At 36.8% G+C, this 19,042-nt stretch carries 24 protein-coding genes; 15 read left to right on the forward strand and 9 right to left on the reverse strand.

Annotated features, from left to right (window positions below; genetic code table 11):
- Position 1: 1 nt before the first annotated feature.
- The 3 genes from RLN88_RS10940 to RLN88_RS10950 are packed head-to-tail and all read left to right on the forward strand — an operon-like array spanning position 2 to position 900.
- Positions 2-421: a DUF5675 family protein gene (locus RLN88_RS10940; protein ID WP_350221440.1), complete on the forward strand. Its 420-nt coding sequence runs from the start codon at positions 2-4 to the stop codon at positions 419-421.
- Positions 402-665 (forward strand): hypothetical protein, encoded by a 264-nt coding sequence (locus RLN88_RS10945; protein WP_350221441.1) that lies wholly within the window; start codon positions 402-404, stop codon positions 663-665. The genes RLN88_RS10940 and RLN88_RS10945 overlap by 20 nt, the downstream gene beginning before the upstream one ends.
- Positions 646-900: a hypothetical protein gene (locus RLN88_RS10950; protein ID WP_350221442.1), complete on the forward strand. Its 255-nt coding sequence runs from the start codon at positions 646-648 to the stop codon at positions 898-900. The genes RLN88_RS10945 and RLN88_RS10950 overlap by 20 nt, the downstream gene beginning before the upstream one ends.
- Positions 901-1,303: 403 nt before the next feature.
- Here the strand turns inward: RLN88_RS10950 and RLN88_RS10955 are convergent, their stop codons facing one another.
- The 4 genes from RLN88_RS10955 to RLN88_RS10970 form a co-directional block, all read right to left on the reverse strand.
- Positions 1,304-1,918, reverse strand: coding sequence for a UCP028583 family protein (locus RLN88_RS10955; protein ID WP_350221443.1), 615 nt, complete (start codon positions 1,916-1,918; stop codon positions 1,304-1,306).
- Positions 1,919-2,566: 648 nt separating this feature from the next.
- Positions 2,567-4,087 carry an LA2681 family HEPN domain-containing protein gene (locus RLN88_RS10960; RefSeq protein WP_350221444.1) on the reverse strand — a complete coding sequence of 507 codons (1,521 nt, stop codon included), beginning with the start codon at positions 4,085-4,087 and terminating at the stop codon, positions 2,567-2,569.
- Entirely contained in the window at positions 4,084-4,851 is a 768-nt protein-coding gene (locus RLN88_RS10965) for a hypothetical protein (protein WP_350221445.1), read from the reverse strand. Before RLN88_RS10965 ends, RLN88_RS10960 begins: the two co-directional genes overlap by 4 nt.
- Before the next feature lie 174 nt (positions 4,852-5,025).
- A complete protein-coding gene (locus RLN88_RS10970; protein ID WP_350221446.1) occupies positions 5,026-6,294 on the reverse strand; it encodes an AAA family ATPase in 1,269 nt (422 codons plus the stop codon).
- A 340-nt stretch (positions 6,295-6,634) separates the two neighbouring features.
- Between RLN88_RS10970 and RLN88_RS10975 the strand changes: the two genes are divergently transcribed.
- From RLN88_RS10975 to RLN88_RS10990, 4 genes are read left to right on the forward strand one after another with little or no spacing between them, the layout of a single operon-like run.
- Positions 6,635-6,862: a DUF2188 domain-containing protein gene (locus tag RLN88_RS10975; protein WP_350221447.1), complete on the forward strand. Its 228-nt coding sequence runs from the start codon at positions 6,635-6,637 to the stop codon at positions 6,860-6,862.
- Complete coding sequence (locus RLN88_RS10980) at positions 6,863-7,303, forward strand: lecithin retinol acyltransferase family protein (protein WP_350221448.1); 441 nt, start codon at positions 6,863-6,865, stop codon at positions 7,301-7,303.
- Positions 7,304-7,306: 3 nt separating this feature from the next.
- Positions 7,307-8,362 carry a nucleotidyltransferase-like protein gene (locus RLN88_RS10985; RefSeq protein ID WP_350221449.1) on the forward strand — a complete coding sequence of 352 codons (1,056 nt, stop codon included), beginning with the start codon at positions 7,307-7,309 and terminating at the stop codon, positions 8,360-8,362.
- Positions 8,362-9,279, forward strand: coding sequence for an anti-phage phospholipase (locus RLN88_RS10990; protein ID WP_350221450.1), 918 nt, complete (start codon positions 8,362-8,364; stop codon positions 9,277-9,279). Before RLN88_RS10985 ends, RLN88_RS10990 begins: the two co-directional genes overlap by 1 nt.
- A gap of 24 nt (positions 9,280-9,303) precedes the next feature.
- Here the strand turns inward: RLN88_RS10990 and RLN88_RS10995 are convergent, their stop codons facing one another.
- The 5 genes from RLN88_RS10995 to RLN88_RS11015 all read right to left on the reverse strand — a co-directional run bounded on the left by RLN88_RS10995 (position 9,304) and on the right by RLN88_RS11015 (position 12,084).
- Positions 9,304-9,573 (reverse strand): helix-turn-helix domain-containing protein, encoded by a 270-nt coding sequence (locus tag RLN88_RS10995; protein ID WP_350221451.1) that lies wholly within the window; start codon positions 9,571-9,573, stop codon positions 9,304-9,306.
- Between the two features lie 323 nt (positions 9,574-9,896).
- The gene (locus RLN88_RS11000; RefSeq protein WP_350221452.1) at positions 9,897-10,274 is read right to left on the reverse strand and encodes a hypothetical protein; all 378 of its coding nucleotides are present in this window, start codon (positions 10,272-10,274) and stop codon (positions 9,897-9,899) included.
- Positions 10,275-10,297: 23 nt separating this feature from the next.
- Positions 10,298-10,810, reverse strand: a complete 513-nt coding sequence (locus RLN88_RS11005) for a DinB family protein (RefSeq protein WP_350221453.1) — start codon at positions 10,808-10,810, stop codon at positions 10,298-10,300.
- 10 nt (positions 10,811-10,820) lie between these two features.
- Positions 10,821-11,198: a VOC family protein gene (locus RLN88_RS11010; protein WP_350221454.1), complete on the reverse strand. Its 378-nt coding sequence runs from the start codon at positions 11,196-11,198 to the stop codon at positions 10,821-10,823.
- Between the two features lie 7 nt (positions 11,199-11,205).
- Positions 11,206-12,084 (reverse strand): helix-turn-helix domain-containing protein, encoded by an 879-nt coding sequence (locus tag RLN88_RS11015; RefSeq protein ID WP_350221455.1) that lies wholly within the window; start codon positions 12,082-12,084, stop codon positions 11,206-11,208.
- Between the two features lie 329 nt (positions 12,085-12,413).
- Between RLN88_RS11015 and RLN88_RS11020 the strand changes: the two genes are divergently transcribed.
- The 8 genes from RLN88_RS11020 to RLN88_RS11055 all read left to right on the forward strand — a co-directional run bounded on the left by RLN88_RS11020 (position 12,414) and on the right by RLN88_RS11055 (position 19,027).
- The gene (locus RLN88_RS11020; RefSeq protein ID WP_350221456.1) at positions 12,414-12,911 is read left to right on the forward strand and encodes a nuclear transport factor 2 family protein; all 498 of its coding nucleotides are present in this window, start codon (positions 12,414-12,416) and stop codon (positions 12,909-12,911) included.
- A gap of 74 nt (positions 12,912-12,985) precedes the next feature.
- Complete coding sequence (locus RLN88_RS11025; protein WP_350221457.1) at positions 12,986-13,795, forward strand: alpha/beta fold hydrolase; 810 nt, start codon at positions 12,986-12,988, stop codon at positions 13,793-13,795.
- A gap of 11 nt (positions 13,796-13,806) precedes the next feature.
- The gene (locus RLN88_RS11030) at positions 13,807-14,262 is read left to right on the forward strand and encodes a GNAT family N-acetyltransferase (protein WP_350221458.1); all 456 of its coding nucleotides are present in this window, start codon (positions 13,807-13,809) and stop codon (positions 14,260-14,262) included.
- 85 nt (positions 14,263-14,347) lie between these two features.
- On the forward strand, positions 14,348-14,788 hold the full coding sequence (locus tag RLN88_RS11035) for a DUF1801 domain-containing protein (protein WP_350221459.1): 441 nt from the start codon (positions 14,348-14,350) through the stop codon (positions 14,786-14,788).
- Positions 14,789-14,997: 209 nt separating this feature from the next.
- Positions 14,998-16,356, forward strand: coding sequence for an ArnT family glycosyltransferase (locus RLN88_RS11040; protein WP_350221460.1), 1,359 nt, complete (start codon positions 14,998-15,000; stop codon positions 16,354-16,356).
- A gap of 151 nt (positions 16,357-16,507) precedes the next feature.
- Positions 16,508-17,005 carry an RNA polymerase sigma factor gene (locus tag RLN88_RS11045; RefSeq protein WP_350221461.1) on the forward strand — a complete coding sequence of 166 codons (498 nt, stop codon included), beginning with the start codon at positions 16,508-16,510 and terminating at the stop codon, positions 17,003-17,005.
- Positions 17,006-17,009: 4 nt separating this feature from the next.
- Positions 17,010-17,666 (forward strand): hypothetical protein, encoded by a 657-nt coding sequence (locus tag RLN88_RS11050; RefSeq protein WP_350221462.1) that lies wholly within the window; start codon positions 17,010-17,012, stop codon positions 17,664-17,666.
- 68 nt (positions 17,667-17,734) lie between these two features.
- Complete coding sequence (locus RLN88_RS11055; RefSeq protein WP_350221463.1) at positions 17,735-19,027, forward strand: alpha/beta hydrolase; 1,293 nt, start codon at positions 17,735-17,737, stop codon at positions 19,025-19,027.
- Positions 19,028-19,042: the final 15 nt, after the last annotated feature.

Genomic DNA, 19,042 nt, shown 5'->3' on the forward strand with positions numbered 1-19,042 from the left:
TATGGAATTGAGCTTAGTGAGAAGGTATTTTCCCGATGGAACCAATGGGAATTTATGGAATGGTGATCACCTGGTATGTCATACCATTGAGTTGCCGTGGAAAGACAATGAGCGGAACGTCTCATGTATTCCTGAAGGAAGATACCTTGTTCAAACCAGGCACACAGAGGAAAGGGGATTGCACTATATGCTAGCCCATGTGCCTAACAGATCCTTTATCTTGTTTCATCCTGCTAACAATGCTTTGAAAGAGCTCAAAGGGTGTATTGCGCCAGTAAGCAGCCTGACAGGTCCTGGTAAGGGGCTACAGTCAAGGAAGGCCAATGAGAACTTCAAGTTTGTGCTTCAAACAGCGATGGAGAAAGGAGAGGAGGTCTATTTAACCATTAAAAGTATCGAGCATGCAAACCATAAAGTTTGAATTAATCGCCAGTGGCATTCTCTCCGTTTTGGTTGGGGTGGTTGCTTATTTTCTTAAGCAATTAATCAGTGACTTCAAGAAAGTGAAAGAGGATGTTACTGAGGTGAAGAATACAACTCAGATCATCAAAACTGAATTCAAGGGGATGAATGATCTCATACATCAAAGGATTGACTTTCTGGATAGGAGAGTTGATCGATTAGAACACGAAACCTTTAATTATTATGAGAAAAAACAATCTTAATATTATTGAGCGAGCGAAAGCGCCTACACCCAAATTTTTCCGGATTGCCCGGAATATTGGATTGATCCTGGCAGCAGCTGGGGGAACTCTGCTGGCTTCACCTATTGCCATTCCGGCTGTTGTGGTGAAAGTAGCAGGATACTTGACTGTGGCAGGAGGAGTGATGTCTGCAATCAGTCAAGCAACTGTGGATGATGATGAACTGAATCTGGATCAGGTGACACGAAAGAAGTAGGTCAATTTATTTACAATTAGTTAGGAGCCCTCAAAATAATGAGGGCTCTTTTTTTGTAAAGGTCTTCGCATGATGGGCCAGACACCATACGAACAACCGAACATACATCCTCCTTTTATTTCCCTCAGATAACTCTAGTGCTTTGCTCTTGATAAACTCCAAGCATTCCTCAAATTCATGTTGATTCATTCTACTGAGAACACTCGTGATAACCGATGGATTCATGTGATTGAAAAAGCCTTCCATATAATTGCTTTTAAAAGAAAAAAAGAAAAAAAAGAAAGCTTCAATCAGAAGTGGCGGGGGTAAAAAGCAAGGCTTTGGCACAGGGTAGGCCTGTGCTGGCATTGCTTTTTAATTGGTGTGTAGGGTGGTGGGGAGCCACTTACTTTTGGTGGATTTTTTATTCGAAATTATTCTGTTCATTAACATTGCTCATGTAAGCATTAATAAGAGGAAAACTGAACTCCCTTAACTCATTATTCTGAGCAAGTTCAATAATCATTTCTTTCAATGTTCTCACTTGGGTATCCTTGGAAATGACTCGATTTAATATTTCAATTCCCCTGTAATTCGGAATGTCAATCCTACTTCTTGTAAAATCAAGTACGTCTGCTAGGGCTGATTTGGGGATAGTCCCCCAGCTAATACAGAGTAGATTAACTGCTTGAATCAACTCTAAATTAATCGGTGCATCTTTCTTTACACTTGGATTTTTCCAGTTTCCATAACTGGTTCCTTTAGCTTGAGTAGACTTAAGTGGATTAAATAGAGATAGTCCTGGATGTTTGATTAATTTCAAGAAACTATCAGCACAACTTTTACCAACATAGAAGTATTCAAAGTCTGGATCCTTGGAATTTTTTGCTTTGAAAGCAAATGCATAATACTCATCAGTCAATACACCACAACATCCATTCTTAGATTGACCATTTAAGATCATTGAGTGAATTACTGGCTTGATAAAGTACTTGGAGCATATTTTAAGTTTACGCTCATTTCCAACACATGATTCCATACTGTAATAATAAGATTATTCAATATTATGTCAAGGGGAAATGGTAAAACAGCCTTGAGCTAGCGTTGGGAGAGTGGCGGTATCGTGAGCAGAGGCATCCCCCTACTACCTCACTTAAAACAGCGTATCCCCCTTCAAATTGAGAATGTATGGAGCCACTGCGCAGCGAGCCGTTCGCGAGTGCGAAGGAAGCCTGCCAGAAAGAACCCGTGACGCTTGCGGTCAGGGTGACTGGGAGTGTGGATCAGCTTTGGTTGTGTGTTAGGTTGTGGGGCTGATCCAGTCTGACTGAGCCCGCAGGCGAGCAAAAACACGGGCTGTGGATTTTTGTTTTGACCTACCTGCCGGAGGCTCTATCAACTAAAACAAAAATAGGAACAGCCGCAGCGAGGAGCACAGGCCGGGCAAGTGTAGTAAAATGCAAATAGACTTGAGGGTGGCTAAATAGTGGAGCAAGTAAAATGATAGTGTGATACCGCTTTTGCTCTCTTTTTTAAGAGTGCAATTATTGATATCCAACTATCACTTTATCATTTTACTTGTGGAACGATTTACGGTGAGATGATTTGCAGTTTTACGGAACGCAGAACCGGACGAGTACCGCAGATGCACCGCTTTACCTGCGCGTTGGGTTTTGGTAACGGATTATTATTTGATCCTCATATTTATGGAAGGACTCGAGCCATCATTACCCCCTCGTTCTCTTTCTTCCCATCTTATTCCTAGAGAAAGATAAATAATGGCCTCCCTAGCAGTCTTGACTACCTTGAGTGTTTTTTTTAGGAATTCTTCAAAAGATATCGAATACGATAATTTATCTTCAAAAATAGAAGGTGTTAAGTCATTAAAAACATCTTGATCATATACCCTGAAGCCTTTATGCTCAATGTGATTTCTCACTTTAGAGAATTCAGTAGCTTCAGGTTCTAATGCCGTTTTGTAATTTGAATTGTTGTGAAAGAGATCCTTACTGATCCAGTAAAGTGCTCGAAACATCGGGTTAGGTTTTCTTTTAAATAAGTCTCTCAGCTCTCCCTTCTTGTCGAACCAAATAGTACGAAAGTTAACTTTCTGATCTGCAATTGCAAGATCAAGGTAGTAATTGAGAAAATAGCTTATTTTATCAAATATTGAATATGCAATTCTATAAGCTATTTTAACCTGTTCTAACTTAATTGATTGTATTGATAAATCTAATAAATCATATTTCATGACTCCATTATCAGCATAATGAATATTTGGGTCATTTATTCCTTTATACAGGAAGAGTCTAGCGCTTACATACTCTTGCTTTATCTGATTAAAAAAACTATGGTACGATCCAGCTTTTTCCTGATTGACAATCATAGAAGGTAATGCAAATGGATCATGATTTGCTATAGCATATTTACCAAGATCGTTGAGCGGATTTAGGAATAAAGTATTTTCCAGGCACCACGCTCTGTATTCAACTTCATCTGTTAATTTAGATTCTGATGTTTCACTTAGATTAGGCTGGTAGTCAACAACCCAAGGGTAATTGACCTCTAGGTGTTTAATCTTTTTTGTATAATCCTGAAGTACATATACTTCAAGAGGATATGTTATCGATCGATTTAGGTACTGATATCCTAACCCAAAGTATATCGATTGATGACCATTATCATAGAGACTATTTAGTCCATGATAAATCATACTATTTCCTTTAGCCCCTAAAGCCATTCCAAAATTATTATCAAGCTCAAGCGCAGCGTTCCAATTCTCAAAAGCCGTGACAAATCGACCACAGAAATCCATGCTATTCGCTAAGTTGGTATGTATTTGACACAATCGTGTTAATGGTTGATCAAGGCCTTCTGAACTAAAATATTTGAGTGCATTTCTAAGGTGTATTATCTCCTGCTCATATTCTTTATGATCCCATTCCCAATCAGAGGTATGCCTTTTTTTCGATCTTATATCACCCCAAGCTATGCTTAGAAAGTAGTGATATAAAGTTCTTTTAGTAGGAAACTTACTGTTTGGTTCAATGTCTATGGATAATTCTATGGCCTTTTTCGTCCCGACATCTGTTTGTAGATCGAACGAGTATTCAATTAGATTTAAAAGAGTGTCTAAACTTTCATCCTCATTTAAGGAGTTCAGTGATTGAATTTCTAAAAGTTTAAATAACTCCGATTCCTTGTTCATACTTTACTCTTTATTAATCCTATGAGTCTATTTATGATTGCTCTGAAGGGCGAATCAGGTTTCTCTTTAACCTTTTCAATTGAAATCTCTTGAGTCGGAGGAAATGTTGGCCTTTCTATTATTACTTCTTCATTTGGCTTCCGATTATTTGCTACTAAGGGGGTTAAATTTTTTGATTGATTTAGATAAACTTCTTTGGCTCTTCGGGTTGTTACACTTTCTTGAAAGCGTTTTTTTTTCTGACTTGGAAAATGAAGAACCTTACAATTAAAGTTAGAATTGCGGATAAACTTTTGAAGTGTCAGCTGGGCTTTTTCTAATTGCTCATCTGAATAATTTGAGTAATATTTCTCATTTCTGAAACTGTAGCAGTCTTTGAGGTTGATTTCTATAGCGGCATTATTTGTATTTCGATATGCAGCCTGCTTCCCAATCTTTGCTTTACTAGAAAAGTTGATTTCAATTATTAAATCATCAGACCCAACTTCTTCAATAAACCATTTCGGTGAGCAAATTTTTCCTTTTAAATCTGCATAAAATCTTTCATCCTCTTTTTTAATTTCAACTTCTTCTTCAAGTGTAATGAATACCACTTTAAAATTCTTCCTCTTATATCTAAGATTTAGTGAAAGACTGTCTCTAATGAATGTTTGTGCCATTTGATGACAAAATCCTTTTCCACCGCTTCTTAAGTGATCTGGAACCAAGCAATCATTGAAGCTAAAATGAATTATTTGCTTAGTCACGTTGGTGACTGCTTTCATTTTATAATATGGTGGATAGCAATAATAATATGTTCTTCCTGTCCATTTCCGAGAATCCTTGAATTGCATTGATCGGACTTCCCAAATATATTTTTCAGGTGCGTTAGTGTAAGGTTCTAATTTACATTTGAATTTAGTGGCCATATAAGTGTCTTTTTATGAAGTAGGGGATATCTAGAAATATCTATCAAAAAGGTCTAATTGATTTAGCTCAATATCTGGTAGTGCTCCGAATTCTCCACTTAAATAGTCACGTTTAAATGAGGTATCACTTCTAGCTCCTTCTTTTTGGATGGATGTAATTTCAGTACCCGTTTTGGTTTTTGAGACCATAAGTATCTGATCTCTTCTTAATAATTCTCTATCCATGAGATCAAGCATGTGGTTACTAAAAACCAGTTGACCACCAAATGGATTATATCTTTTACTATTGAATAATTGAACGAGAAAGAAAACAAGTTTAAAATGAAGCCTTGCATCCATTTCGTCAATGACAATTGGATATCCATTCAAAAGACTATTTATTATTGGTCCTGCAATTGCAAAGAATTTTTGCGTTCCTGCCGATTCCTGCTTGAGATCAAAGTCTACGAATCCAACTTCCTGGCCATTAAGATCAAAGACTTTATGTCTTGTGAATACTTGTAATTGTTGAGGAAGATTCTTTTTGACTAAATCACGCAAATCTAAACTTAGGAATTGCATCAGATTATCATCAATATTAACAGTTTTAACATCAACCTCCTCAAAGTCAAGGCCTACAGCTTTGAATACCTTTAGAATAAACTCGCTGTGCTGCTGCTCTTTAATTAGTTGGGCAGTATAACCCGTATATGAAGGGTAGTTATAATCAGTAATGATTGTTAGGTTGTTAAACCACTCAATTATCTGAGAAGAGAATGTCCCATTTAATTGAGCTAGCGTTGAAAGAAATAATGAAGCAGGTTTTACAAACGACTCTTTACCATACCCTTCTGAAAATGATTGGCCGAATTCTATCTCATTATCAATTCTGTTAAACAAAAGTTTTTCAGTGGTTTTTAGAACAGTAAACAGGTATTCACTATGTATTTTTTTTCTACTTACTGTAAAACCATAGCGATAACGATTTTCAAAGACGATAAAATCTATTTCAAAATGACTAGGTTCCTTTTGAGATTTAAGAAGTAGTTTATATGGTTCAACATCAATAACTCTGTTGGGCTGATATTGGAGTGCTGAATTCAAAACATATTCTCTCATAAAATCTAATGCCTTTATTAGGTTTGTTTTACCGCTGGCATTTGCACCGTATAATGCAAGGGATTTCAAAAGGTTTGTTTTCGGGTATTCAGTTACAATGAGATTTGAATTCTCGTGCTGTTTTAACGACTCAGCAATAAACGATAGATCTAAACGATTGTATATCGATTTGTAATTTTCAACAGAAAACTTTATTAGCATGATTTTACGGTAATTCGATTATTTATATATAAATATACCCAATAATAAATAAAATATTAATTAATTTTACGGTAGATCGAAACTATTAATAATCAAGTTTCGTTTGTAATAACGAGTTTTGTTTTCAGCCAATTTGTCAGAGTAAGGGATTTTGGCATGAAGATGGGGCACAAAAAAAGGCGAGGTATGAACTCGCCTAAGTAAAATTTTGTCAGCTCGTGAGAGCTATAGGTTGTTTGTTTTAACGAGCTGCAAAGGTAAAAGGTTTTCTCATTTTACCAAAACATTCTAGAATCCTCCCACGACTGGCGTAGTATAAACAATTTAAAAATTCGAAGAAATGTCGAAGAAGGATTACTATGTCGTTACCAGACCTCAAGGAGGCTGGGCGGTGAAAAAAGAAGGAAGCCAGAGAGCTTCAGCTGTTACAGGTACTCAAAAAGAGTCAATCGAGATTGGGAAGGATCTCGCAAAGAAAAGTCAAGGTGAACTAATTATTCAGGGCAAAGATCACAAGTTTCGAGAGAAGAATAGTTATGGTAATGATCCAAGGAATATAAAAGGCTAGATGATGAAAGCATTCATACAAAAGTACAACTTAAGACCTGGGGATCGCATTGTCACCCCAAGAAGCGGATGGAGACTTATCCAGCATCATGCAATTTATTGGGGAGTTGACCATAAAGGTGTTCATTGGATCATTGAGAACCAAGATAATATAGGTGTTCAGATAATTGAGTTACAAAGATTCGTGGATCGAGTTTTTGAGGTTAAGAGGATTGAGTATTTTAAAGGAAATGACAATCAAAGACGTGCAGCTTTGACAAGAGGCGAGGAGTTGCTTGGAACTAAATACGATTTGTTCAAATTCAACTGTGAGCATTTTGCGAATTATTTGCAACATGGCAAATCTTACAGCACTCAAGTTGAGAACTTTAGTGGTGGTTTAAGAATAGCTGCTAGCCTCACATTGTTTTTTATGGTTATAGGAACTTTATCAAAAAATTAAGAGATGAAAGACTATAAGAAACGAATAGAAAATCTCAAAGCTAGGCGACAGGATATAATAACAAAGGCATTTAGTGTTACTGAAGGCTTTAATAAAAACCTATATGGTGATACTATCACCTATGTTTTAGAGTCGATGCAACCTATTGCTAAGGAATACACGAATAATACATATAAAGCCTGTGAAAAGGTTCAGGGACATATAAGTCTTGGCCTACTGGAAAAGGGTGTGGAGGTTGAGTATCGTTATCAAGGTTCTGTTCCTAATAATATTCATATCAAGAACTATAGTGATATTGACTTATTGGTGATCCATCAAGGTTTCGTTACAATGCAACCACCTCTACCAGTTCCTTACCCGTATAAGGGAGATCCAATTGAGGACTTGAAAAATATGCGGAAGCATATCTACAAAATCCTTGATACGGTATATAGCGCGGCTACCATTGATGATACAGGTAGCAAGGCCCTTAACATCTCAGGAGGCTCATTGAATCGATCAATTGATATTATTTCAAGTAATTGGTATGATACTGTTAAATATTCTGAAACTAAAGATGAAGATTATAGAGGTGTCAAGATTTTGGATTGGGATAAGAAGAATAATTCTGCTCAGCGTATTTTGAACTATCCCTTCATGCACATTTATTGGATCAATTATAAGGATGGTAAGGTTAACGGAAACGCTAAGAAGCTGATTCGATTTCTTAAAACCCTTAAGGCTGATGCAGATGATAAAATTAAAGTTTCAAGCTATGATATTGCTTCCTTAGTATATAGAATGGATGACTCATCGTTGTTGGTTTCAGAATCTAGGACATTACAGCTTCTAGATAACTGTCATTCCTATTTTGAAAAGATCATCAATGATATATCTTATAGAGATGGACTGGAGGTGGCTAATTCGACTAGGAAAATTTTCTGTAATGATGGAGTGGCACTGTCAGAGTTTATAAAACTGAAAGCCGAACTAAAGGATGTCATTGATGATGTAGTGAATGACGTAAGACCTTTGTTTGAAAGCTTTGATAAGGCAGAAACTTACTACGGTATTAACTGATGGAAGATTTTAAAATTCTGACACTTGATGGAGGAGGCTCGAAGGGAATTTATTCCCTTGGAGTCTTATCTGAGCTTGAGAAGGCAGTTGGAGGTAACCTATGTGAACACTTTCAATTGATTTATGGCACAAGTACCGGATCCATTATAGCGTCACTAATTGGACTTGGGTATTCTGTTGAGGATATTAAGAAGAAGTACCTTGAACTAATCCCATCAATAATGTCATGCAGAACTTCCAAGAGTAAATCTGAAAAGCTTTTAGAGCATGCTAATAGCATTTTTGGGGATCGTGATTTTAATTATTTCAAAACAGGTATTGGGATAGTTGCAGTAAACTATGACACTCAAAAACCACTAATATTTAAAAATGAGGTCGATAGGGCTCATGGTGTCAAGCCTTCATTTGAGCCTGGGTTTGGACTCACGATTGCGGAAGCAGTTATGGCATCTTGTGCAGCTGCACCGATTTTCAAAGTTAGAGAACTACACACCAAAAATAAGGGAGTTATCCAAGCCATGGATGGAGGGTTTGTAGCAAATAATCCGACTCTATTTGCAATGATAGACGCAACCAAAGCTCTAAATTTTGATTTAAAAGATATTGCTGTTTTGAGTGTAGGAGTTGGTAATTATGTAGAAAAACCGATGAGTCGCAAAATGCAATTTTTGAAGCGATTTGAGATGGCCAAAATAGCGAGTCGAATATTGGTTGCGAGTTCGAACACTACTGAGGTTATTGCTAATTTGTTATTCCCATCATTAAAAATCGTAAGAATAAATGAGACGTTTTCTGAACCAGAACATGGGACAAATATGATCGAAAAAGACATTAAAAAGTTAGAAAAGATGTATCAACTGGGTATTCGGTCATACGCCAAATTTGAAAAAGAAACTATTGCCTTATTAGGAGTTTAAGAGTCAAAATGGATGTAATAAATGTCATCTAACTTTCTTCAAATTCTTCTCTAATTCATCAATAATACCTTGTTCCGGGTAGTAGTACACTCCGCCAAGTCTGGTGAAGGGGATTTTGCGGGATTGGCGAAGATTCTGGAGGGTGCTAGGGGAGATGCCGAGCATGTCCTGTACATCTTCAGATTTTAGCCATCTCTTACTATAATGGCCGTTGGCCAACAATGAGGTTAGTCTCTCAAATACCTCTTCCTTAAATTTTTCCAAGTCTTCCCTGGTAATGAGCTCTACCTGCATACAGGATTTCCAATAACGCTAGCGTGTGATTCGTAATGAATGACAAATATGGCTTTTTCATTGGTTCTAAGGCAGATACAGGGGTTGTGTAACCTTGAAGCAACCTATTGAAAATGAAGTATTTAATAGAGTGAAATTTGTTAAAAAAAATATTGAAATCGTTCTGTTTAACTGATCGATCTTTTCCTATTTCAAGCGATTGACGATACTAAGAGGCTGCTTTCCAATTGAAAAGGAAACAAACAGGTAACAATGAGATAAAAAATAACTTTAGTGAATCTAAAGTATGATTTTGGAGCCATTTTATAACCGTTGTGTAACCCTTACTTTTCTTTCCTGTTGACATAATTCAGCATTTCCAGGAGCCGTTTCTTTACGGATTCTTTGGTGCTATTGTCAACACTGTAATACTTAGCCTTTAATGATTTAAGTGAGATTTCTTCTGAATTTGATGTCTTAAAATTGTGTGCTGCTACCTTGAGCATTTCCGTTTGGTTCTTGTTGGTGAAATAGCCCAGATCATAAAAGATCCGACAAAGGTAGGCGAGCTGTGCTACCGAAAAGTCCGTTTCAACTTTGCCTACTTGGAAATTTGCATGTGCGGACATTCCAATCCTGTTAGAGTTGGCAACATCTACAGAAATGTTTAGGTTGATATCGACTTCTTGCTTCTTGATTTTGATGACTTTTGAATTACACAATGTATGAGCAGGGTGAGAGCTGCTTAAATGTGATTTAGTATATGCATTATCCAGGCTATATGATGATCATCGTGCTCTGCAGTAAAAAATGCTAAATCCACAGGTTTCATCTTCGTATTTAATCGAGGATGTAACGATTGATAAGATTGTGTTTCATCGGACATATACTCAAGTCTTGATAAAAACTCGCCTCTCTTTTTCTTAAATCGCTTTATGTGTTCAGTGACTTCTAGACCATTATGGTTAGCTTCTTCGGTTCTCACATTTTTCATATCTGCTGCTCGAAGCGTTGGTTTTCGATTCTCAAAATCATCAATCCTGCCGATATGAAGGTCTTCAAGGTCTGCCAGATGTCCTATATGTTCCTTGATGCTCCATTTGCCTTGCAGTCGTTGCTCAGCTACTGACTCCCGGATGATGGAGGACATCTCCACTAACCTTACACTCGTTCCCGAAAGACGAGAAATAATATTCGGTAGCCATCCTTCAGGAATGTTGAATTGAAATTTTCTTTCTACCCAAGGTAAACGCTCCATAATAGTATTATTAACTAAACGAATATTGAACAACACATACAATATTGTCTTCTGTGTCTTGAAACTTGATTATCCAACCTACATGTGGAATTTCCGTTTTGGGCATAAGTATTTTGCCACCGGCTGAAAGTATTGCTTTTCCTGTTTCATTAATATCACTCACTTCAATGGAACATTCAAAACCTCGGACTTTCTCCGGTATCAATGAATATTTGGAATGCTGTAGAGCTCCAATGGGATTTGGCTCTTTCTCTTCTTTCAATTTAATTTGAAGGAAGTCGGGGGCACCATAGTCCGAAAACTCCCAATTGAAAATGGAGCCATAAAATTTTGCAGCTCGTTCCATGTTTTCAATATAGATGGCGAAATGTGTAAGGTTGTTTTTCATGATTCTTTCATTTTTCGATTTCAATCCATTTATGTGGTTTTTTATCTCCCAACTTATCCATAAGGCCCGTTCGGATAGAGAAAAAATTGTTGTTTGAAGTACAGGAAACTATTTTGATGCTGTCTTCATACTTTACTATGTCTGCCGGGTTAACCCCAATCAGGGATTTATAAGATTTGTTCATATGAGATATATCCCAAAACCCATTGGAATACGCTGCATCGGTAAGTTTTTTGCCTTTAAGTACCATGCTAAGTGAGTCTACCACCTTCATCCATAAAATGAAATTTTGAATTGGTTGACCCACTTGCTCTTTGAAAATATGCCTTAATCGACTTTCAGATAAGCAGACGTGCTCAGCTACCGTTTTTATTCTCAAATTTTTATCCGCTGCTTCTGTGATAAAGGAGATGGCCTTCTCAATCCGATCATCCCTTTTTCTAGGGAGTTCAATTTCTACCAACTCCTCTAGAATAGCGTGACATTTTTCAAATAGTTGATCACAATTTTTGGAGGTAATTAAGCTCTTAAAAAAATCATTTCTCAACGTCCTGGTACTGGAAGTATTTATGGCACTAATGTTGGCATTGCAGAGATACTTTGCCGTAAGTCTCTTGGTATAGTCCGAGTCTTTATCCAGATAGAAAAACAATTGTAAACTTCCGTTGCTATCCAATTGATGAGGGTGTGATGCTTTGATGATTGCGGCTGAATAGGGTGCCCACTCTGATTTTTCATCTTTAACAAGAAAACTTTTGTCAATATCAAATGTGAGTTGAAGTGTATCATGTTGGTGAGGGCTTGTATTAAAGGATGAGCCCCAGAATACACTAAATCCATTCCAGACATATAAAGCCGATGTACTTCCTGCATCTCCTTGTTTCATGATTCCTTAAATTATGGGAAAGGTAAAAATGCATTTTCAACTTACTTTGTAAAATGTGGCTATTCTAAATAGTCTGCAATTTGTGATTGTGTGCTATAAGTTTTTTTCTTATCGTTTCCCCGTTTTATTTAAAGTTCTGAATTTCTGAATATAGATCACAAAGACAATCCACTTAAAGTGAAATTCATAAATAAAGTGTAATGGAAAGGCACTTAAGCCAACTAACTAATCAGGATTGTAACATCTTGTGACTAAACAGCCACTTTTTACATGTTTTACACTTCATATATTATTTAATTGAGGTGGTAAAATCAAAATAGTTTATGCCTATGAAAAATTTAACCTACTCCAATACGATTCTAGTTTTATCATTATTACTTGGGATGGGGTGTGCTGAGAATACACCAAAAGAGGTGTTTGACTCTGAGCAAATAGAATCTGAAGTTGAAGGTGTATTTAAGGCCTATGTGAACCATGTAAATTTAAAAGGGCTTGAAGCTGTAGATACTTTTTTTATCGATGATGAGAGGTTCTATTGGGTGGAAGATGGAGTAATCCAATATCCTGATAAAGCATCATTGGTCAGTGGATTAAAAGAATTCATGCCTCAGGTTGATTCTGTGCAAATGGAAATAATAGATACAGAGGCTAATGCCATAAGTGGGAGACATGCATCATTCTTCGTAAGATTTAAAGAAGATATTATTCTCAAATCAGGATATAAAATTAGTCTTGATGGTGCTATTACTATTTTATTTGAAAAAAATAACGGTTCTTGGAAATTCTTAAATGGGCATAGTTCAATCAAAAAACCAAGAGGTGGTTGACCAAATTACTCTGACCAATAAAATAGGAGTATTGAGCTGTGGATATCCTTATTAAGTGTTGACTGAAAGAATTTATGCAAAAATATTATACTACTATACTGCTTCTAATAATGTCGAATTATGCCATCGGTCAAGAGCCTAAGAAAGCTGAAACTGTCTCAATTAATGGGAAGGAAATTTATTATGAGGTGTATGGAGATGGCTCCCCGTTGTTTCTGTTACATGGATATAGTTTGACTTCCAAATCATGGAAAGCATATGTAAATGACTACCGTAATGAATATGAAGTTTATCTGGTCGATTTAACTGGCCATGGAAAATCTGAATTATTTAGATCTGAATTATCAATATCAGATGTTGCTGTGGATTTAAACCTCCTTATCAATTATTTAGATATTGATCGAATCAAAGCAATCGGATTCAGTTTTGGAGGAGATGTCCTTTATCAGCTGGCCTTGCTAAACCCATCATTGATTGAATCAATGATTACAATAGGGGCGGTTGGAACCTGGAAGGTAAGTGACTTCCAAGACTACCTTAATGAATTCACCTATGAAAATCGTAAAAATTTCCCATGGTTGAGTGACCATTCTAGTGATGAACAGGTAAAGGAACTAATGAACCAGTTCAAGAACTATTCAATATTGGTAACTGACAAAGAACTGCAGCAAATACAACCTGAGGTGTTGATAGTTTTAGGTGATGACGATGAGGGTATAGATATAATGGAAGTAGCCAGGGCTCGAAAAAACCTTCGGAATTCTGATCTATGGGTTTTACCCAATGTTTCTCATGGAGCTCATGAAGGAGTAAATAAGGAAGAATTTATTAAAAAATCTAAAGACTTCTTAACCAAACAAGGAAGTGGTTCAATATCCAAATAGAGTAGCTTCAAATGAACATCCGAAAAGCAAATAAGGAAGACACCAATGCGATAGTATCACTTGTAAAAGAAGGCTTGAGTGGCTTTGGATTTGACTATTCTGCAAGGACCTCAGAGGCTGATCTCAACGATATAGAGGAGGCATACACAAATAATGGGGGTTCTTTTCTAATTATTGAAGATGAAGGTGAACTGGTAGCCACAGGTGCTTTAAAAAAGATATCGGATGGGATATTCAAGATTAGAAAAATGTATGTGCAAAAGCGATACCGCAACCAAGGTTATGGCAAGAAAATACTAGAGTCTTTATTACAAGAAGCATCTAACAAAAAAGCCAAAGTAATAAACTTAGAAACTTCTAAGTTGATGAAATCTGCCATCGCACTTTATAGAAGTTATGGATTTGAAGAGTCTGAAGGAAAAGCCGAATCTCCAAGATGTGATATGTTAATGACCAAAAAACTATGAAGGAAATTCATCTTCCGAGCAACGTGTTTGACATGCTTACTGAAACGGCATATTTGAGTTTAATGCAAAACATTACGGCTACAAAATGAAAGTAGATAGACCAATACATCCTGATTTTCAATTTTATCTGGAATGGAAGGAGCAAAGTCTGATTGATTTGTTCACTGATTTAAGAGGGTACATCCTTGAGTTGCATCCAACCAGCAATGAGCTCTTGTATCACACGCATGCGTTGACCACTCTTTTCTCAACCTCAGAAAAAATGTCAGATGGATTTTGCATGATTCCTATCTATACGAACCACTTAAATTTAGGCTTCAACATGGGGACTTTGCTCAAAGATCCGCATGGGCTTCTTAAAGGAACAGGTAAGCTGATTCGACACATTCCCATACAAAAATCCGAAGATTATAGAAATGAAAAAGTAAGGCAATTAATATTAGCATCTATTGATTTTGCACTTGATGACATGGATAAGTTGACCAAATCGACAGGTTTAACGATCTCCAAAATCAAGAAGAAATAAAGCTCAAACAATCTCGTGTATCATTTTAAAATACTATCTCCCAATCAGAATAAATGACTAAACAGACCAAAATTATTGTATTCTTTTTTTGCACCGTCAAGTTGGTGCTTCACCTAATTGCTGATTGGAATTCAGGCTTTCAGGGGGATGAACTTTTGCATATCCAAACAGGAAATCACCTTGCGTTCGGTTTTATGGAGTTTCCGCCTATGATGGGGGTTTTTGCATTTATTCAAAATCTGTTTCAATCCAGCTCCATTTTTGTGCATCACATTTTCGCTCATCTTTCTGCAGTTCTGATATTGATTATCATTTCTAAAATAGTTGTGGAATTGGGTGGTCAGACAAAAGCAGTCTTTTTGGTTTTGCTGTGCATAATCATTGCCCCTGCATTTGGACGGTCGCAGCAACTGTTTCAGCCAGTCGTCTTTAGTCAGTTGTTTTGGGTACTGAATTTCTATTTACTCTTAAAATATGTCAAATATTCTGATAAGAAATTTTTGTGGTATCTGACAATTACAACAACATTGGCATTCCTGACTAAGTATGACGCTGTGTTCTTCATTTTTGGAGTTTCCGCCTTGTTAATGTTTAAGTCCACCAGACAGACATTAATCAAACACAGGTTTTGGTGGAATGCCATTGTTTTTATTCTCTTGATAAGCCCCAATATTGTTTGGCAATACCTGAATGACTTTCCAGTCCTTAAAATGTTCGCACGATTGTACGAAATGCACTTGGACAAGTTAACTCCAATAGAGGTTATTGAAAGTCTGGTTATAGCATTAAACCCAGTGACATTATTGATTTCGATTGGTGGAATAGTCTTTATGTTTCATAACAAAATGAAATTATATAGACCGCTAACATTGTCCATTTTGTTGTCGGCCATATTGTTGATGTACAGCCAGGGAAAATCATATTATTTCTATCCAATGGCACTTACTATTTTAACTTATGGGGGTGTGTTTTGGGAAAATGTCCTGTTTGCAAAAAGAAAATGGCTCATTTATCCGGTAAGCGTTATTCTATTATTTGGTGTCATATTAATTCCCTTTGGAATGCCTGTTTTTCCATTGGCCAGTTATTTAAAGAATGACTATCCCTATGAGAAAAAAGAAGTAGCTGGCGGGCAATATGGGATCAGATTTGAAGAACGGTACTCAAAAGAAAAATGGTCAGAATCGCTTAAAGAACTTCAAAGTGTGTACGATAGTTTGCCTGAAACTGACAGGAAGAACTCGATAATCTGGGGCAAGCACTATGCTCAGGCAGGAGCGGTTAATCTTTTTAATAAGCAGTATGGTTTGCCAACGGCCTTTTCATTACATGGGAGTTTCTACAACTGGGTGCCGAAAGGAGAAATGCCTGCTGTTACGATTGCGTTAGGCTATAATGTTGGAGGCTTTTTTCATGAACATTTTGACGAAATAATTAAGGTAAGGACCATATATAATCCTTACTCTGAAAATGAAGAGGAACTACATCAACATATTTATATCTGTAGAAAACCTAAACAGACTTTTGACGAACTGAAGCGATTGTTTGAAGATAGGATATTTGAATAAAGTCACAAGGATTAGTGGTACTCTATTGATGATGTTGGTAAATAAGAAATTGCGTGTTTTTATTTAGCGGATGCTCTAAAAAATATCATTCAAGTGTAATGCTTGGCGATAAATAACAACAAACTAATGGATGTACACTTAAGCTTAAGTTTTGGATAGAAAACACCTGGAAAAACAATTTACTGATAAGGTGAAGAACTCGCAGGGCATAGTTCATAAAGTTTGCCACATGTATGGTAAAAATGAGGATCACCGTAAGGATCTTTTTCAGGAGATCATGGTGCAATTATGGCGGTCGTTTCCATCATTTAGGGGTGAGAGCCAGTTTTCAAGTTGGATGTATAGGGTGGCATTGAACGTAGCGATACAGGATTTTAGGAAGATTAAGAAACGAGAGCTCATATTTTTTAAATCATATGAATTTATGGATGTGGAGGATGTTGCCTATGACCCGACTAAAGACGAACAGCTTCGTACGCTTCATCAGGCAATTGGTCATCTGGACAAACTGGACAAGGCGATTATCATGCTTCATTTGGATGGGAACGGCAATGAAATAATCGGAGATATTGTAGGTATCACGCCTAATTATGTTAGGGTAAAAATGAACCGAATTAAGAAGAAGATTTCTGAAAAAATTAAAGACTAAGAAAATGGAACTAGTAGAATTAAAATCCATATGGCACCTGATAAATGCCGACATCAGCAAAAACGATTTTGTAGAGGATAAAATCTTAATTGAAACTATTCACATGAAATCCGAAACAGAAGTTGGAAAGATTCGGAGGGCTTTGTTATTCAAATTGGTTATTGGAGGACTAGTAACACTGGTAGGGGCGGCTCTATTAATGGGTATTTTCATAGCTCCTCAAAAATTCAATACGCTGGATTTTATGTTTAGTCCAAAAGAGACCATTCTTTTTTATTGTACTTTGATTGTGTCGCTCACCGCAATGTTGCTGTTTAACTATCGAGCCTATCAAAAAGTTGATGCTGCAGAAACGCAGGCCTTACCTCTTAAAAAGTCATTGGATATGGTTATCGAGGCAATGAAAAAGGCGATGAATTTCAATATTTATTCAGATGCATTTATGTCTCCCGTTATCATAACCTGGCTTTTTTATGGTTATGCCTATCGAGAAGATAGCTTCTCCTGGGATTGGCGAATGTTAGTGCTAGCCATAAGCCCATTTGTTATAGGAGTCTTTGCCTTCTATGTGCAGCGTTATTCTCAAAAGCTCAAATTTGGGAACTACGTAAATAAGCTGGAAACATATAGAGATGAACTCTTAGAAGAAAATAAATCGTAAAAACTGTAACGCTAGTCAGTATTGTGCAACCTACAGGTAGAATAGAATTTGAACAAAACTTTAGAGAAATGAAAAATTCCCTTTTACAAAAAATAATGTTAGTAGCTGGCGTGATCATTATGCTTGGTGCATTTGCAGTAGTACCAGAAAGTTATCCATGGTATTATGAACTCATACTTTTTAATATAGGCATGTTTATGTGGCTATTTTCAAATAGAAAATCCCTTAAAAAGGTTAAGAAGTCTGTCTTTTCATTAAGACCCTGGATATTAGTTGTTCTCTCAGTTTTGTCGATTCAAGGCTTCAGCCAGGACTATACAGCCCAGGTCGAGGCATTTAGAAAAAGTTTCGAGAATAAGGATATTAGTCATATTAAACCACACATAAGCCCTGAGTTGAAGTTCGATCCGGTCCCCGTAGCTAATACTCCGGCTGTATTGAACAACATTGTCACCAACCTTCCATTGATAAGCATAAAGATAATTGATGTTGAAACTGGGAAGGCTAAAGTTTATTACAACTTCGATTTGATGGGTGAGCGTGAATCGTATATACACTTTGATGAATCAGGTCAGATAGTTAGGATTGAATTGGTTGAGAATCTTGTCAAACAAGAAATGGAGCAGGCGAGGCAGATGCGGGAAAGTGTTCAACAACCAAACCCAGGTGAAATGATGAATAAATATCCAGCTCAAAAAGTGGAGTTTGGATCTAGCGATGATCTTCAAGTAATAGGCAGTCTATATGAAATTGATAAAAGTGCCCCTGTTGTTTTACTCTGTCATCAAGCTGGATATAATAAATATGAATATGCCGATATAGCTCCGAGACTCAATGCAATGGGTATGAATTGTCTTGCAATCGATCAACGATCCGGTGGCACCTTCGCTGAGAAACCGAATGAAACCTTCGAAAGAGCTAAGGAAAAACAATTAGAAACAAGCTACTTAGAGGCGGAAAAAGATATTAACTCAGCTATAGACTACTTGTATACTAAATATGGTAAAAAGGTGATTGTCTGGGGTAGTTCTTATTCCTCAAGCCTTGCACTCCATATTGCTTCTGAGAATGAAAATGTTGCAGCAGTAATGGCATTCAGTCCTGGTGACTATTTCGGTGATGCTAAAGCTAGTCTTGGTAGTGTTATTCCAACTATTGATAAGCCTTTTTTTATTACTTCCTCAAAGGAAGAGGCAGTTATGATAGAGAAACTCTTAGGTGATGTTAAACTGTCGAAAACGAAAGTTCATTTTGTGCCCGAAAGCAATGGGTATCATGGGTCAAGAGTCCTGTGGAGTGGTCAAAAAGGTGCTGACGAATACTGGAATGCTATTACTACTTTTCTAGGTTCACTTAATTAAAAGGAAAGTTGACGG

Origin of the sequence: Ekhidna sp. (assembly GCF_040223195.1) — a bacterium.
Classification (GTDB): Bacteria; Bacteroidota; Bacteroidia; order Cytophagales; family Cyclobacteriaceae; genus Ekhidna.